The sequence below is a fragment of the Curtobacterium sp. PhB172 genome (assembly GCF_003752545.1).
Classification (GTDB): Bacteria; Actinomycetota; Actinomycetes; order Actinomycetales; family Microbacteriaceae; genus Curtobacterium.
In genome coordinates, this window is sequence record NZ_RKIF01000012.1 from 192,169 (window position 1) to 207,180 (window position 15,012).

Consider the following 15,012-nt stretch of genomic DNA (forward strand, 5'->3'; position numbering starts at 1 on the left):
ACTGCTCAGCGCGGACCCCGGTCGGCAGCGGGGGCCGAGGATCTTCTCCGAAGCCGAACGGCAAGCGCTGTTCGCTCGGACGCCGCGACCTGAAGGCACGTTCGAATAACGTCGCGAGCGCCGACGGCGCGCGATCGAGTCGATCGATCCGGACTTCTGGGTCGAGCCGACCGTCTCATTCCACACGCATCCCTGACCGTGTTCGAGCGACTCACGCCCGAGCATTTTGACGAGCACCGGGTCCTCGAGTTCAACGACTGCGCCGCCCGCCCGGACGCCGTCCTCGTCGATTCGAGCTTCCTCCGGATGGCGCGTCGCCTGCGGGCAGGTTCCCAGCGCTGATCCGCGATGGCGGTGTCCTGCGGCCTACGATGGCGGCATGACCGACGGAACGGTTCGCTCGCACGCGCAGGGGATGGCGCCGGACCGTGTCCTCGCGGCGACGGGCAAGTCACCGGACGAGTGGCACGTGCTGATCGACACGGTGGGCGGAGCCACCATCGGGCACGCTGCGATCGCGTCGTGGATCGTGGGCCAGGGCGTCGAGCCGTGGTGGGCGCAGGGCATCACCATCGGGTACGAACAGGCGCGTGGGCTCCGCATCCCCGGGCAGCGCACGGACGGCACCTTCGCGGTGTCGGCCTCACGGCAGGTCCCCGGTGAGCGCGAGGCGGTGCTCGATCGGATCGTCCCGGTGTTCACGGCCGCACTCGGGTCCACGCCGACGTCCGAACGCCGCGGCGGCAAGCGCCCGTCGGCCCGGTGGACCTTCCCCGACCGCGAATCCGTGCTGCTGAACACCGAGGACGGTCCCAAGCCCGACACCGTCCGCATCTCGGTGCAGCGGGAACGGCTCACCGGCCCCGAGCGGATGCCCGACGCCAAGGCCGAACTGCAGCAATTGCTCGCCGGACTCTGAGCCCGCGAACGGGGGAGCGCGCGCAGGACCCGCGTACCCCTACGATCGGCGGGTGCGTCGCATCACCCTTTCCCAGTGGCTCGCGATCGTCGCCGTGCTCGGCGGGCTGGTCATCGAGTTCTTCGCGGTACCCGCTGTCGTGCGGGACCCGGCGAACGACGCGGCGTGGGCGGGTGCGGTCCTCGGGGTCGCATTGCCGGTGTTCGGTGTCGCGGTCTCGGCGTTCCGAGACGATCCGAGCGACGTCGATGACGATTTCCGGCCGCCGATGCGCCTCGACCGGCTGGGCCGGGTGGCCGAGGGGGCACTGGCCGTGACGGCGTTCACCGCCGCCTGGGCGGTGACACGGCTGCACCACAAGCCCCTCGACTCGGCGTTGTACAGCGCGGTGGTCGCATCGGCGCTGCCGCTCGCGAGCCGCGCGCTCGACCGACTCGCGCGTCGCCGTGGGGAGCAGGCCGAGGGCAGCGACGACTGACCTGCCCCGTGCACCGAGCACGCCGTGCGCCGGTGCGAACCGACGCGCCGCGGGTCAGTGCGCGCGCGACGCCATCGCCTCGAAGATCTGCTGGTGCGTGCCGTCGCGCTCGGCGAACCGGAGCGGCAGCACGTTCTGCACCAGGATCTCGGGCGATGCCCCCGACTCCAGCAGCGAGAGGACCTCGTCGGCGAAGGCGTCGAGCGGCATGCCACCGAAGTCCGCTCCACCCATCAGGTCGGTCGACACCGCCGGGGGAGCGAGCTCGAGCACCGACACCGGGGTACCGAGCAGCTGCTGACGGAGCGCCTGCGTGTACGAGTGGATGCCGGCCTTCGTAGCGTTGTACGTCGGCGTCGCGGTGAGCGGGACGAACGCTAGGCCGGACGACACCGTGACGATGGTCGAGGCGGGCTGCGCCAGCAGGTGCGGCAGGAACGCGTCGATGAGGCGGATCGTGCCGACCAGGTTGGTCTGGATGATCTCGAGCGCGTCGTGGAGGTGGTCGGGGGAGCGCAGGTCCTCGTTGCGCATGATCCCCGACATGGTGACGAGGGCGTCGAGCGACGGGTACGCCTCGAGGACGGCGGCGGCGGCCTTCTCGATGGATGCGGCGTCGCTCACGTCGATCTGCACGGTGCCGAAGCCGTGCTCGGCGGCGAGCGAGTCGAGGAGCGACTGGCGACGCCCGCCGATGACGACCCTGCTGCCCGCGGCCTGCAGGCGCTGGGCCAGGGCGAGGCCGATGCCGGAGGTCGCGCCGGGGATGAAGACGGTGGAGTTCGTGATGTCCATGTCCACCACCATGCGCTGTCGTCGGCAACCCATCCAGACCTCGGTCATCGGGGGATCGACGATCCCTGGCACGGCGGCGGGAACCGGACGACAATCGGCACCATGGACCGTGCTGCACTCGCCGACTTCCTCCGCCGTCGCCGCGAACTGCTGCGCCCCGAGGACGTCGGCCTCGGTCAGGGACCACGACGCCGGACGCCTGGTCTCCGGCGCGAAGAAGTCGCTGCGCTCGCGGGCATGTCGGTCGACTACTACACGCGTCTGGAACAGCAGCGTGGGCCGCAGCCGTCGGAGCAGATGATCGCCGCGATCGCCCGGGCGCTCCGCTGCAGCCTCGACGAACGCGACCACCTGTTCCACCTCGCCGGACAGAACGCGCCGACCCGGTTGCACCGCGCCGACCACGTCGACCCCGCGATCCTGCGGGTGCTCGACCGGCTCGAGGACACGCCCGCGATCGTGGTCAGCCACCTGGGCGAGACCCTGGTCGAGAACCGGCTCGCGGCGGCGCTGCTCGGGTCGTCCGTCAGCCTGCCCGGCAACGAGCGCTACCAGGCGTGGCGGTGGTTCGTGACCGGCGACGAGCTCGCGAAGTACGCGCCGGAGCAACACGAGCGACTGGCCCGGGTCGTGGTGGCGTCGCTGCGGGCGGCGGTGGGGCTGGCCGGACCGGGGGACCGCCGGGTCACCGAGCTGATCGCCGAGCTCGAGACCCGCAGCCCCGAGTTCCGCCAGCTCTGGGCACTGCACGAAGTGACGAGCCGCTGGTCCGACAACAAGACGATCGTGCAGCCGCAGCTCGGCCGGATCAGCGTCGACTGCCAGGTCCTGCACACCGACGACCAGGCACAGGCACTGCTGCTCTTCACCGCACCCCCAGGATCCGAGGACGCGCAGAAGCTCGAGCTCCTCGGCGTCGTCGGCCAGCAGGCCTTCGCGGGCTGACGACCTCGCACGGTGCGGGTCCGTTCGGCTCGAGCGAGGTTGGTCGAGCCCGCACGGTGCGAGGCCGATGATCCCGTGCGCCGTTGACCGCTCGGTGCCGCGCTTCATCCCGGCACCGAGCGACCAACCTCGCACCGGCCGGACAAGCGCGCACCGTGCGACCCGGACCCCCGAACCCCCGAACCCCCGAACCCCCCCCGGACGCACCACACGAAGCAACCGCGCGTCACACACTTGGCCGCGTGCGGTATACCGTGCCTAGGGTGGGCGGGTGAGCACTCCCCGCGTGTACGTCATCCACGAGAACCCCGAGTGGTTCCCGCCGCTCGCCGCAGCCTTCGAGGCCGAGGGTGTCCCGGTGCAGGAGATCCTGCTGACCGAGGGACAGATCGACCTCGGTGCCGAGCCGGAGCCCGGTGTGTACTGGTCCCGCATGTCGGCGTCGAGCCACACCCGCGGCCACGAGCACAGCAAGGAGTACACCCGCGCGGTCCTCGGCTGGCTCGAACGATCGGGTCGCCAGGTCGTCGGCGGCAGCCACGTGCTCGAGCTCGAGGTCTCCAAGGTGGCCCAGCACGGGCTGCTGCAGCACGCCGGGTTCGACGTGCCCCGCACCACCGCCGTGTTCGGCACGACGACGCTCAAGCAGGCCGCGCGCACCTTCACGAACGGCCAGGACGTCCCGTTCATCACGAAGCACAACCAGGGCGGCAAGGGACTGGGCGTCCGCCGGTTCGACTCGCTCGCCGAGTTCGACGCCTACGTCGACTCCCCGGAGTTCGAAGCGCCGGTCGACGGCATCACCCTGCTGCAGGAGTTCCTGACGGCCCGCGAGCCCTTCATCACCCGCGTCGAGTTCGTCGGCGGCGAGTTCGTCTACGCCGTCCGCGTCGACACGAGCGCCGGCAGCTTCGAGCTGTGCCCGGCCGACGCGTGCGAGGTCCCCCAGGTCATCGCTGGTGCGGTCTGCGACGTGCCGGGAGCCGAACAGCCGAGCGCGTTCAGCGTCCGGACCGAGGTCACGGCCGAGCACCCGCTCGTCCAGCAGCTCCGCACGTTCCTCGCCGACCAGCGCATCACGATCGCGGGCGTCGAGTTCATGGAGACCACGGACGGCCGCACGGTCGTCTACGACATCAACACGAACACGAACTACAACCCCGCCGTCGATGAGTCCGCGCCGGCCTCCGGCCCGCGCTCCATCGCGCGCTACCTCGGTGGCCTGCTGGAGACGCAGTACGCGGCGCAACTCACGGCCTGAGCACGCAAGAACCACCGGACAGGAGGCCCGTGGCAGGCCCGCCATGGGCCTCCCGTCCGATCCGCGCCCCTTCCCGGGCACTCCCCACCTCCCCAAGGAACTCACCCCGTGCGATTCGGATACTGGACCCCGCTCTTCGGCGGCTGGCTGCGCAACGTCGACAACGAGAACATGCCGGTCACCTTCGACTACGTGAAGCGGCTGGCGCAGCGCGCCGAGCGGATCGGCTTCGACCTGACGCTCGTGCCGGAGCTCAACCTCAACGACATCAAGGGCACGGCCGCGCCGTCGCTCGAGGCCTGGTCACTCGCCGCGGCCATCGCGGCGACGACCGAGCGCCTCGAGATCATGGCGGCCATGCGCCCCGGCTACCACCTGCCCGCGGTGACGGCGAAGCAGGCGGCGACGATCGACGACATCTCCTGCGGTCGCTTCACCTTCAACGTGGTGAGCGCGTGGTGGGCGGAGGAGGCCAAGCAGTACGGCGGCATCTTCTCGGAGCACGACGACCGCTACAAGCGGACGGCGGAGTTCGTCGAGGTCATGAAGGGGATGTGGCGGGAGACCCCGTACTCGTTCTCGGGCGAGTACTACGACGTCCAGAACGCGCACCTCGAGCCGAAGCCCCGCGTGACCCCGCGCATCTACGCCGGCGGCGAGAGCGAGGCGGGCAAGACCGCGATCACCGGGTACGCCGACGCCTACGTGACCCACGGCGGCACGGTCGAGGAGCTCCGCACGAAGATCGCCGAGATGAAGCAGCGCCGCGTCGACGCCGGACTGCCGCCGTTCGAGGCGTTCGGCATGGCGGCCTACGTCATCGTCCGCGAGACCGAGGAAGAGGCGCAGGCCGAGCTCGCGCGGATCACCGACGTGCAGCACGGCAACGCGTACGAGTCGTACCAGGACTTCATCTCGAAGTCGCAGCTCGAGCACGTCCCCTCGCTCGAGGACTACTCGGTGTCGAACCGCGGCCTGCGCCCCGGGTTCGTCGGCACGCCGGCGCAGGTCGCTGCCCGGATCAAGGAGTTCGAGGACGCCGGGGTGGACACGCTGCTGCTGCAGTTCTCGCCGCAGCTCGAGGAGATGGACCGCTTCGGCGAACAGGTCATCCCGCTCGTCCGCCCGATCGTCGGAGCGCAGTCCTGATGGGTGCCGCGGAGACCAACGCCGAGGACGGCTGGGCGTTCGAGACCCGGCAGATCCGCGCGGGCTTCAAGGCCGACCCGGGGTTCGGCGGCAACGTCCCGCCGATCGCCCAGACCGCGGCCTTCGTCTACCCGTCCGGTGAGGACGCGGCGGACCGCTTCATGCTCAACGCCCCGGGGCACACGTACTCGCGCGTGAACAACCCGTCGGCGGCGGCGCTCGAGCGGCGCATCGCGGACCTCGAGGGCGGTGTCGGCGCGCTCGCGCTGGCGTCCGGCCAGGCGGCCACCTCGTTGGCCGTCCTCGGTGTTGCCCGGGCCGGTGACCACGTCGTGTCGAGTGCCTCGCTGTACGGCGCGACGTACACGTTGTTCGCGTCGACGCTGCACGACCTCGGCATCGCGTTCACCTTCGTGCAGGACCCCACGGACCTGGACGAGTGGGCTGCCGCGGTGCGGCCGGAGACGAAGGCGTTCTTCGGCGAGTCGATCCCGAACCCGCGCGGTGACGTCCTGGACTTCGCGGGGGTGGCCGGGGTCGCGCACGACGCCGGCGTCCCGCTCATCGTCGACAACACGATCGCGACGCCGTACCTGGTCCGACCGATCGAGCACGGCGCGGACATCGTCGTGCACTCGGCGACGAAGTACCTGGCCGGCCACGGCAGCGCCATCGCCGGGCTCATCGTGGACAGCGGCAACTTCGACTGGGCGGCCCACGCCGACAAGTTCCCGCAGCTCGCGACCGCCGAACAGTCCGGGTTCGCGAACACGGACTTCGCGTCGAAGTTCGGGCGGCGCGCATTCATCCAGCGCACCCGGTCGAAGCTCTCCGCCGACCTCGGTCCGGCGATCGCCCCCTTCAACGCCTTCCTGGTGCTGCAGGGTATCCAGACGCTCTCCCTGCGCATGGAGCGGCACGTGTCGAACGCGGCCGCCGTCGCGTCGTGGCTGGACGCGCACGACCAGGTGCTCGGCGTGCACTACGCGGGACTGCCGTCGTCGCCGTGGCACCACCTGCAGCAGCGGTACGTGCCGAAGGGGCCGTCGGCGGTCCTGGCGTTCGACCTGGACGGCGGGGTCGAGGCCGGACGGCGGTTCGTGGCCGCTCTCGAGCTGTTCGACCACGTGTCGAACATCGGTGACGTCCGGTCGCTCGTCGTGCACCCGGCGTCGACGACCCACGTGCAGATGACGTCGTCGGAGCGGGCGGCGGCGGGTGTGGGTGACGGGCTCATCCGACTGTCGATCGGCCTCGAGCACATCGACGACGTCCTCGCCGACCTGGCGCGGGGCTTCGCGGCAGCCGCAGCGGGATAGGTTGGGGGCATGACCACGTTGGCCGCCCCGACCCGCGTGCGGACGCGCGCCCCCGGCAAGATCAACGTGTTCCTGTCCGTCGGTGCGCTGCAGGACGACGGCTACCACGACGTGGCGACCGCGTACCAGGCCGTGTCGCTGTACGAGGACGTCACGGCCGAGCACGCCGACGACTTCTCGGTGACCTTCACCGGCCCGATCGACACGTCGAACGTGCCGGTCGACGAGTCGAACCTGGCGATCCGTGCGGCCCGGCTCGTGGCCGACGCCGCTGGGCACCGGGGCGGGGTCCGGCTGACGATCGACAAGCAGGTGCCGGTGGCCGGCGGCATGGGTGGTGGCTCGGCGGACGCCGCGGCCACGCTGCTCGCCGTGGACACGCTCTGGGGCACCGCCCTCGGGCGTGAGGAACTGCTCCGTCTGGCCGCGCAGCTCGGCGCGGACGTGCCGTTCGCGTTCGCCGGGGGCACGGCCGTGGGCACCGGGCGCGGCGACGAGCTGAGCCCCGCGCTGGCGAAGGGCGAGTTCCACTGGGTCCTCGCGCTGAGCGACGACGGCCTGTCGACCCCGGCGGTCTACCGTGCGCTCGACGAGCACCGGGAGCGCTACCGCGCCGACATCGCACCGGCGCCGTCCCACCCCGTGGTGGAGTCGAACGTGCTGCAGGCGCTGCGTGCCGGTGACCCCGACCTGCTCGCCGACTGCGTCCACAACGACCTGCAGGCCCCGGCCATGCGGCTGCAGCCCGGACTCGCGTCGACCCTCGAACTCGGCGAGAAGGCCGGGGCGCTCGCGGGTCTGGTGTCGGGCAGCGGTCCGACGGTGGCGTTCCTGGTCGGTGACCGTGACGCCGCGCTCGAACTGCAGGTCGAGCTCAGTGCCGCCGGCCTGGTCGCGCTCCGTGCCACCGGTCCGGTGCACGGCGCCCGCCTCGTGCACTGACCGTACGACGAAGCGCTGATCGTACGACGAGCACTGACCGGCCGTCAGCTCAGCGGCTGTACTTCCAGAGGATGACCGTGTCCTCGTGCCACCAGCGCACGACGTGGAACCCCTGTGCCTTCAGCGTCTCGGACACCTGCGGGCGGATGTTCCGCGACGTCGCGCCGACGAACCACACGGTGTCGATGTCGTCCAGGCGAGCGGGCACCGTCGTGGCGATGTCGCCGTTCGTGTTCCAGAGCTCGCCGCGTTCCGCTCCTGTGCTCGTGACGGCGAGGTCCCGCATGCCGGTGAAGGCCTCGGGGTAGGCGTCGGCGATGACCTGTGCGGTCGTGGTCGGGTGCCCGTACACGCTGCCGTAGATGACGCCTTCGTCGGAGTCGGTCGCCCAGTTGCGCTCGCGCTCGATCACGGCCGCGGCGTTCGCCCAGTGCGAGGACTGCTTGGCGTGCGGCAGCCGCACGATCGTCGACGTCGGCACGGACACCAGGACCATGCCCACGACCGCCATCGCGATCCAGCGTCGCGGGCGGATGGCCGTGATCGCCAGTCCGATCAGGAGCGCCACGAACGGCAGGCTGATGCTCGCGTACTTCGGGGAGTACAGGTGCTCACCTGCGGCCGTCGCGGCGATCAGGAGCGCGGTCGGCAGGATCGTCAGGGGCACCGCGACCCGGACGGCCTGCATCCGCAGGACGTCACGCGCGCCGGGCTCCGGACGCCGGACCGCGCGCACCGCCAGTACGACAGCGACGATCATGAGCAACCACCCGAGGGCGGCGTACGGGTAGACGACCCCGAACCAGGCCGTCGCGAAGACCTGCCGCAGGGTGGCCCACCCGATGCCGGTGATCCAGCCGACCTGCTTGGCCTGACCGGCCGCGAGTCCGATGAACGGCAGGACGACCACGGCTGCGGCCGTGGCGGCGACGGCCCAGCGGACGACGACGGCGCGGTCCACCATCGCCGGGGGCACCGCGCTGCGGCGGTCGGTCACCGAGGCCTGCCGTCGGGCCGCCCGATCGGCGACGCCGGTCCACGCGAGCACGACGCCGTGCGCCACGACGGCGAGGGACAGGTAGACGTTGAACAGGACGGCCACGGCCGCCAGAGCGCCGTAGACGATCCACCACCGCGTCGCGTGGTGCCGCACCCGGGTGTGACGGACCGCGGTCAGGCCGACGAGCGTGAGCAGCGCGGCGAGGGTGGTGACGGTCGCGTACGGGCGGCCCTCGGTACCAGCCCAGGCGACGCGGGGCAGCAGCAGGAAGACCAGACCGGAGACGACCCCGAGCCGGACGCCGCCGAGCCGCCGACCGAGCGCCACCACCAGTGCGGCGGCGATCCCGATCGCCAGGGCACTCGGGAAGCGGAGCGTGAACGGGGAGTAGCCGACCAGCGCGAGCCAGACGTGCATGAGCGCGTAGTACAGGCCGTGCACGGCGTCGACGTTCTGCAGCTCCGCCCAGAGCGCCGGCCAACTGCGCTGCGCGCTCGTCAGGGTGGCGGCTTCGTCGTACCAGACCGACGGCACCCACGTGAAGGCCGCGGCGACGACGACTCCGACCACACCGATGGTGATCTCCGGTGCCCGCACCAGTGCCCGGACGGTCGAGAGGGCGAGCGCCTTGAGCCGTGCGCGCGTCGACACATCCGACGTCGTGCGTCGGACCGTGACGGTGCCGGTGCGGGGAGAACTCACGCCCGCGACCGTACCGAGCGGCACTGAGCATCCGCCGCGTCCACCCGCTGAACATTCACATGCAGGGATTCGGCACGACCGGCCAGAATGACGGGATGGACCCCCTCGTCGCCCCCGTCGCAGCACTCTCCCCGTGGCGGACCCGGCTCGGCTCGCGGACCGCTGCCCTGTCCGACGTCGGCGCCGTCGGGCTCCGGCGCCTGGCCGCTTCACGCGTCCTGGTGGTCGGGGCCGGCGGACTCGGGGCTCCCGTCGTCGCGTACCTCGCCGGGCTCGGCCGGCTCACGGTGGTCGACCCCGACGTCGTCGACGCCTCGAACCTCGCGCGCCAGACGCTCTTCACCGCTGCCGACGTCGGATCGTCGAAGGCCGAGGTCGCCGTCGCCCGCGCCCGCGCCGTCGACCCGGAACTCGACGCCGTCGCCGTGGTCGGTTCCTTCACCCCGGAGCTCGTCGCCGGGCACGACGTGGTCGTCGACGCGGCGGACTCCGTCCTGGTCACCCGAGCGGTCTCGGACGCCTGCTCCGACGCGGGCGTGCCGTTCGTCTGGGGCACGGTGCTCGGCCACGACGGACAGGTCAGCGTGTTCCGTGACGCCGGGCCGGACGGCGTCGACTTCCACGACCTGCACCCCGAGGCCCTGCCCGACGAGGGCTCGTGCGCCCTGGACGGCGTCGTCCCGGCACTGTGCGGAGCGGTCGGAGCGGTGATGGCCGGGCAGGTGCTGGCCCTGGTCACCGGCACCGGCGAACCGTTGCTCGGACGGGTCCTGACCGTCGACGCGCGCCGCTGGCGGTGGAGCGAGAGCCCCGTCCGGCGCGGGCCGGCATCACGCCGTCCCGTCGCGGTCGCTGCGTCCCGGACCGAGCGCATCGCCCCGTCCGCACTCGCCGCGCGCCTGGCCGATCCCGCTGACCCGGTGGTCGTCGTCGACGTGCGCACCGACGCCGAACGCGCGGACGGCGTGGTCGCCGGAGCCGTCACGGGTGACGCGGTCACCGGCGACACCGACGCGGCGGACGTGGTCGTCTACTGCGCCCGTGGTCCGCGTGCGAACGCGTGGGCTGCCGCACAACCTGCCTGGAGGCACGTGGCGGTCCTCGACGGCGGGTTCGAGGCCTGGCGCCGCGAAGGGTTGCCCGTGGTGATCGGGCACCTGTCCTGATTCGACACTGATCGGGTCCAGGGCGCCGCTTCCGCGGCTAGGATCGTCGCATCATGACGCAACTGCGGATCCGCGACGCTGCAAGCTTCCTCGGGGTGAGTGACGACACCGTGCGTCGACTCGTCGACGGGGGCACCTTCGACCGGGCCACCGACGATTCCGGACGCGCCGTCGTCGACGGTCGGCAGGTGGCCGAGTACGCCCGGGCGCGGAGCACCGAGCTGGCCGCCCCGGACACCGGCGTGAAGAGCTCGGCACGGAACCGCTTCGTCGGCATCGTCACCGACCTGGTCGTCGACACGGTGATGGCGCAGGTCGAACTGCAGTGCGGCCCGCACCGCGTCGTCTCGCTCATGAGCGCCGAGGCGGTGCGCGACCTCGGGCTCGAGGTCGGGTCCGTCGCCGTGGCGTCCGTCAAGGCCACGATGGTCACCGTCGAGGCGCCCACGCACCAGGAGGACCCCCGATGACCCGTCGTTCCCGCTCGCTGCTCGTGCCCCTCGCCGTCGTCGCGGCGCTCGGGCTGGCGGCGTGTTCCACCGCCGACGCTCCGGTGGGGTCGTCGTCGCCGTCATCGACGTCGAGCGCAGACGCAGACGTGTCGGGTTCGATCACCGTCTTCGCCGCGGCGTCGCTCCAGAAGACCTTCACCACGCTCGGCAAGCAGTTCGAGGCCGCGCACCCGGGCACCTCGATCGAGTTCTCGTTCGCGGGCTCGAGCGATCTCGTCACCCAGATCCAGAACGGTGCCCCCGCCGACGTGTTCGCGTCCGCCGACGAAGCGAACATGGCGAAGCTGTCATCGACCGACCTGGCGAGCGGGTCACCGCGGGACTTCGCGACGAACGTCCTCGAGATCGCCGTCGCGCCGGGCAACCCGAAGGGCATCACGAGCCTCGACGACCTGACCGGCTCCGGCGTGCAGCTCGTCACGTGTGCCGCCCCGGTGCCGTGCGGTGCCGCGACGGCGAAGGTCGAGTCCGCCTCGGGCGTCGATCTGCAGCCCGTCAGCGAGGAGCAGTCCGTCACCGACGTGCTCGGCAAGGTCGAGTCCGGTCAGGCCGACGCCGGGCTGGTCTACGTGACCGACGTGCAGGGTGCCGACGGCAAGGTCGACGGTGTCCCGTTCGACGAGTCGAGCAAGGCCGTCAACACGTACCCGATCGGCGTGCTGAAGGGCTCCGAGAACCCGGAGCTCGCGCAGGCGTTCTCCGACTCCGTCCGGTCCGCCACGGGCCAGACGGTGCTCACCGCCGCCGGGTTCGGGAAGCCGTGACCCGTGGCCTCGCGGGCTGACGGACGGCCGCCGGTCGCCTGGTGGCTCCCGCTGCCCGCGGTGCTGGGTGGCCTGTTCGTCGTCGTCCCCGTGCTCGCGATGCTCGGTCGGGTCGACTGGTCGTCGTTCGTCGCCCTCGTCACCTCGACGGCGTCGCGCACCGCCCTCGGGCTCAGCCTCGGCACCGCGCTGACCGCCACGGCCGTCGCGTTCGTGCTCGGGTACCCGCTCGCCGTGCTGTTCGCCCGGTCCCGGTCACGGTGGGTGGGGATCGCCCGCGCCGTCGTCCTGCTCCCGCTCGTGCTGCCGCCCGTCGTCGGCGGGCTCGCGCTGCTGGCGGCGTTCGGTCGCCTCGGGGTGGTCGGGGCGTTCCTCGACGACCACGGACTGCACATCGCGTTCACCACGACAGCGGTCGTCATCGCGCAGACGTTCGTCGCCATGCCGTTCCTGGTGTCCTCGATCGAGGGCGCGCTCCGCGTCGAGGGGGACCGGTACGAGCGGGTCGCCGCCACCCTCGGCGCCGGTCCCACCCGCACGTTCCTCACCGTCACGACCCCGAGGGTCCTGCCCGGCATCGTCTCCGGACTGGTGCTCTGCTTCGCGCGCGCACTCGGCGAGTTCGGTGCGACCCTGACGTTCGCGGGCAGCCTGCAGGGGGTCACCCGGACCCTGCCGCTGGAAATCTACCTGCAGCGCGAGGTCGACCCGGACACCGCCGTGGCACTTGCGGTCGTGCTCGTCGTGGTCGCCGTCGTGGTCATCGGCGCCTCGTCGCTCCGGACCCGGGGCATGGCAGCGTGACCGGGGTCACCGCACGCATCGTCGTCGAGCGGCGCGGAGTCGACGTCGCCCTCGAGGTCGCGGCGGGGGAGTGCGTGGCCGTCATCGGGCCGAACGGCGCGGGCAAGTCCACCGTGGTCGAGGCCCTCGCCGGCCTGCTGCCGATCGACGCCGGACAGGTGGTCCTCGGCGGCACCGTCGTGTCGGACCAGCGGCGGACCGTCCCCGCCCACCGCCGTCGCATCGGACTCGTCGCCCAGCGGCCCGACCTGTTCCCGTTCCTCGACGTGGTCGGCAACGTGGCGTTCGGCCCGCGCGCCGCCGGTGTCCGACGGGCCGCGGCCCGTGCCCGCGCGCTCCGGGCCCTGGCGGCCGTCGGCATCGACGACCTGGCGGGACGGAGCCCCGACGCGCTGTCCGGCGGGCAGGCCCAACGCGTCGCGATCGCCCGGGCGCTCGCGACCGACCCGGCGGTCCTGCTGCTCGACGAACCGACGTCGGCGCTCGACGTCGCCGCGCGCGACGAGGTCCGTGCAGCCCTCCGCACCGCGATCGGCGGGCGCCCGAGCGTCCTGGTGACCCACGACCCGGTCGAGGTCGTCGCGCTGGCCGACCGGGTGGTCGTCGTCGAGCACGGCCGGATCGTCGAGGACGGCACCCCAGCGGCCGTGCTCGGACGGCCGACGAGTGCCTTCGCGGCGGCGTTCTCCGGACTCGCGCTGGTGCGCGGGACCGCCACCGCGGGTGGGATCGCCACCGACGGCGGGGGCGAGCTGGCGTCCGGGACGCACGCCGTGCCTCCCGGTCGGCCCGCCCTGGGCGCCTTCCACCCGACGGCCGCCGTGCTCACGCGGGACGGCGCCGGACCGGAGCGCACCGTCACGTCGCTCGAACCGCGGGACGGTCTCGTGCGGGTGCGCGCCGGCGACCTGGTCGCGGACCTGACCCTGGCGCGCGTCACGGCGCTCGGGATCGGCCCGGGCGATGCCGTCCGCGTCGACGTCCCGGCATCCGAACTGGCGGTGTACGCGCCGCGCGGTTGAGACAATGGACGGATGACCTCCTGGTTCCCCAAGGCGTGGCCTGTGGCCATCCCGATCCTGGCGGCCGTCGTGCTCGCGTTCTCGTACGGCCGCTACGGACTCGGCACCGTGGTCGTGGCGATCGTCGCGGTCGTGCTCGCCGCCACCGTGCTCGCTGCGGTGCACCACGCCGAGGTCGTCGCGCACCGGGTCGGGGAACCCTTCGGCTCACTCGTGCTCGCCGTCGCGGTCACGATCATCGAGGTCGCGCTGATCATCTCGCTGTCGAGCTCCGGCGGCGCCCAGGCCGAGACGCTGGCGCGCGACACGGTGTTCTCGGCCGTGATGATCACGATGAACGGGCTCGTCGGCCTCGCGATCCTGATCGGGACGCTCCGGCACAACACCGTGCGCTTCAACCAGGAGGGCGCGAGCGCCGCGACGATGACGGTGGCCGCACTCGCCGTGCTGACCCTGGTGCTGCCGACGTTCACCACCGGCACCGACGACGCGTCCTTCACCGGCACGCAGTTGGTCTTCGTGGCCGTGGCGTCGCTCGTGCTCTACGGCCTGTTCGTGGTGACGCAGACCGTGGCCCACCGGGACTTCTTCCTGCCCGTGAACCGGTCAGGGGGTGTGCTCGCCGAGTCCGAGGACGCCCACGCTGCCCGGCCGACCGGTCGCGCGACGATGATCTCGCTCGCACTGCTCGTCGTCGCCCTGGTCGCCGTGGTCGGGCTCGCCAAGGTCGAGTCACCCGCGATCGAGGCCGGCGTGGCCGCGGTCGGGTTCCCGCCGTCGTTCGTCGGTGTCGTGATCGCTCTGCTCATCCTGCTGCCCGAGGGCATCGCGGCGTCGAAGGCCGCCGCCCGCAACCGGATCCAGACGAGCCTGAACCTGGCGATGGGGTCGGCGATGGCGTCGATCGGTCTGACGATCCCCTCCATCGCGGTGGCGTCGCTGTTCATGCCGGGCACGCTGCTGCTCGGGCTCGGGTCGTCGCAGATCGTGCTGCTCGCGCTGACGATCGTCGCCGCGGTGCTCACCGTGCTGCCCGGTCGGGCGACGCGACTGCAGGGCGGGGTGCACCTGGTGATCTTCGCCGCGTTCATCGTGCTGTCCGTCTCGCCGTAGCGCGGCGGCGGGGGGGGGGGGGGGGGGGGGGGGGGGGGGGGGGGGGGGGGGGGGGGGGGGGGGGGGGGGGGGGGGGGGGGGGGGGGGGGCCCCCCCCGCGGCCCCCCCGGAGCGCAGGGGG

General features: G+C 72.2%; 16 protein-coding genes. 14 read left to right on the plus strand and 2 right to left on the minus strand.

Going from position 1 to position 15,012, the window contains the following annotated elements; all coding sequences use genetic code 11:
• Positions 1–198: 198 nt before the first annotated feature.
• Genes EDF42_RS19090 through EDF42_RS17880 form a run of 3 tightly spaced genes read left to right on the plus strand, consistent with a single transcriptional unit; the run spans position 199 to position 1,397 of the window.
• Positions 199–342: a hypothetical protein gene (locus EDF42_RS19090; protein ID WP_185041049.1), complete on the plus strand. Its 144-nt coding sequence runs from the start codon at positions 199–201 to the stop codon at positions 340–342.
• A 37-nt stretch (positions 343–379) separates the two neighbouring features.
• Positions 380–919 (plus strand): hypothetical protein, encoded by a 540-nt coding sequence (locus EDF42_RS18715; RefSeq protein WP_148067863.1) that lies wholly within the window; start codon positions 380–382, stop codon positions 917–919.
• Positions 920–971: 52 nt separating this feature from the next.
• Positions 972–1,397 carry a hypothetical protein gene (locus EDF42_RS17880; protein WP_123673765.1) on the plus strand — a complete coding sequence of 142 codons (426 nt, stop codon included), beginning with the start codon at positions 972–974 and terminating at the stop codon, positions 1,395–1,397.
• Between the two features lie 54 nt (positions 1,398–1,451).
• Here EDF42_RS17880 and EDF42_RS17885 read toward each other — a convergent pair whose 3' ends face one another.
• Entirely contained in the window at positions 1,452–2,192 is a 741-nt protein-coding gene (locus EDF42_RS17885) for an SDR family oxidoreductase (protein ID WP_123673807.1), read from the minus strand.
• Between the two features lie 102 nt (positions 2,193–2,294).
• Here EDF42_RS17885 and EDF42_RS17890 point away from each other — a divergent pair, with 102 nt between their 5' ends.
• From EDF42_RS17890 to EDF42_RS17910, 5 genes are all read left to right on the plus strand, one after another.
• On the plus strand, positions 2,295–3,137 hold the full coding sequence (locus EDF42_RS17890) for a helix-turn-helix transcriptional regulator (protein WP_123673767.1): 843 nt from the start codon (positions 2,295–2,297) through the stop codon (positions 3,135–3,137).
• A 271-nt stretch (positions 3,138–3,408) separates the two neighbouring features.
• Positions 3,409–4,398 carry a RimK family alpha-L-glutamate ligase gene (locus tag EDF42_RS17895; RefSeq protein ID WP_123673769.1) on the plus strand — a complete coding sequence of 330 codons (990 nt, stop codon included), beginning with the start codon at positions 3,409–3,411 and terminating at the stop codon, positions 4,396–4,398.
• A 108-nt stretch (positions 4,399–4,506) separates the two neighbouring features.
• Complete coding sequence (locus EDF42_RS17900) at positions 4,507–5,547, plus strand: LLM class flavin-dependent oxidoreductase (protein ID WP_123673771.1); 1,041 nt, start codon at positions 4,507–4,509, stop codon at positions 5,545–5,547.
• Positions 5,547–6,866, plus strand: a complete 1,320-nt coding sequence (locus EDF42_RS17905) for an O-acetylhomoserine aminocarboxypropyltransferase/cysteine synthase family protein (protein WP_123339018.1) — start codon at positions 5,547–5,549, stop codon at positions 6,864–6,866. Before EDF42_RS17900 ends, EDF42_RS17905 begins: the two co-directional genes overlap by 1 nt.
• 9 nt (positions 6,867–6,875) lie before the next feature.
• A complete protein-coding gene (locus EDF42_RS17910; RefSeq protein ID WP_111084697.1) occupies positions 6,876–7,808 on the plus strand; it encodes a 4-(cytidine 5'-diphospho)-2-C-methyl-D-erythritol kinase in 933 nt (310 codons plus the stop codon).
• A 49-nt stretch (positions 7,809–7,857) separates the two neighbouring features.
• Here the strand turns inward: EDF42_RS17910 and EDF42_RS17915 are convergent, their stop codons facing one another.
• Entirely contained in the window at positions 7,858–9,510 is a 1,653-nt protein-coding gene (locus tag EDF42_RS17915) for a glycosyltransferase family 39 protein (protein ID WP_148067865.1), read from the minus strand.
• 95 nt (positions 9,511–9,605) lie between these two features.
• Here EDF42_RS17915 and EDF42_RS17920 point away from each other — a divergent pair, with 95 nt between their 5' ends.
• Genes EDF42_RS17920 through EDF42_RS17945 form a run of 6 tightly spaced genes read left to right on the plus strand, consistent with a single transcriptional unit; the run spans position 9,606 to position 14,891 of the window.
• Positions 9,606–10,676 carry a HesA/MoeB/ThiF family protein gene (locus EDF42_RS17920; protein ID WP_185041051.1) on the plus strand — a complete coding sequence of 357 codons (1,071 nt, stop codon included), beginning with the start codon at positions 9,606–9,608 and terminating at the stop codon, positions 10,674–10,676.
• Positions 10,677–10,729: 53 nt separating this feature from the next.
• Positions 10,730–11,146 (plus strand): molybdopterin-binding protein, encoded by a 417-nt coding sequence (locus EDF42_RS17925; RefSeq protein WP_123338572.1) that lies wholly within the window; start codon positions 10,730–10,732, stop codon positions 11,144–11,146.
• Positions 11,143–11,952: a molybdate ABC transporter substrate-binding protein gene (modA, locus tag EDF42_RS17930; RefSeq protein ID WP_123673777.1), complete on the plus strand. Its 810-nt coding sequence runs from the start codon at positions 11,143–11,145 to the stop codon at positions 11,950–11,952. The genes EDF42_RS17925 and modA overlap by 4 nt, the downstream gene beginning before the upstream one ends.
• A gap of 3 nt (positions 11,953–11,955) precedes the next feature.
• Entirely contained in the window at positions 11,956–12,756 is an 801-nt protein-coding gene (locus EDF42_RS17935; RefSeq protein WP_123673778.1) for an ABC transporter permease, read from the plus strand.
• A complete protein-coding gene (locus EDF42_RS17940) occupies positions 12,753–13,778 on the plus strand; it encodes an ABC transporter ATP-binding protein (protein ID WP_123338575.1) in 1,026 nt (341 codons plus the stop codon). Before EDF42_RS17935 ends, EDF42_RS17940 begins: the two co-directional genes overlap by 4 nt.
• A 12-nt stretch (positions 13,779–13,790) precedes the next feature.
• Complete coding sequence (locus EDF42_RS17945) at positions 13,791–14,891, plus strand: calcium:proton antiporter (RefSeq protein WP_123338576.1); 1,101 nt, start codon at positions 13,791–13,793, stop codon at positions 14,889–14,891.
• Positions 14,892–15,012: the final 121 nt, after the last annotated feature.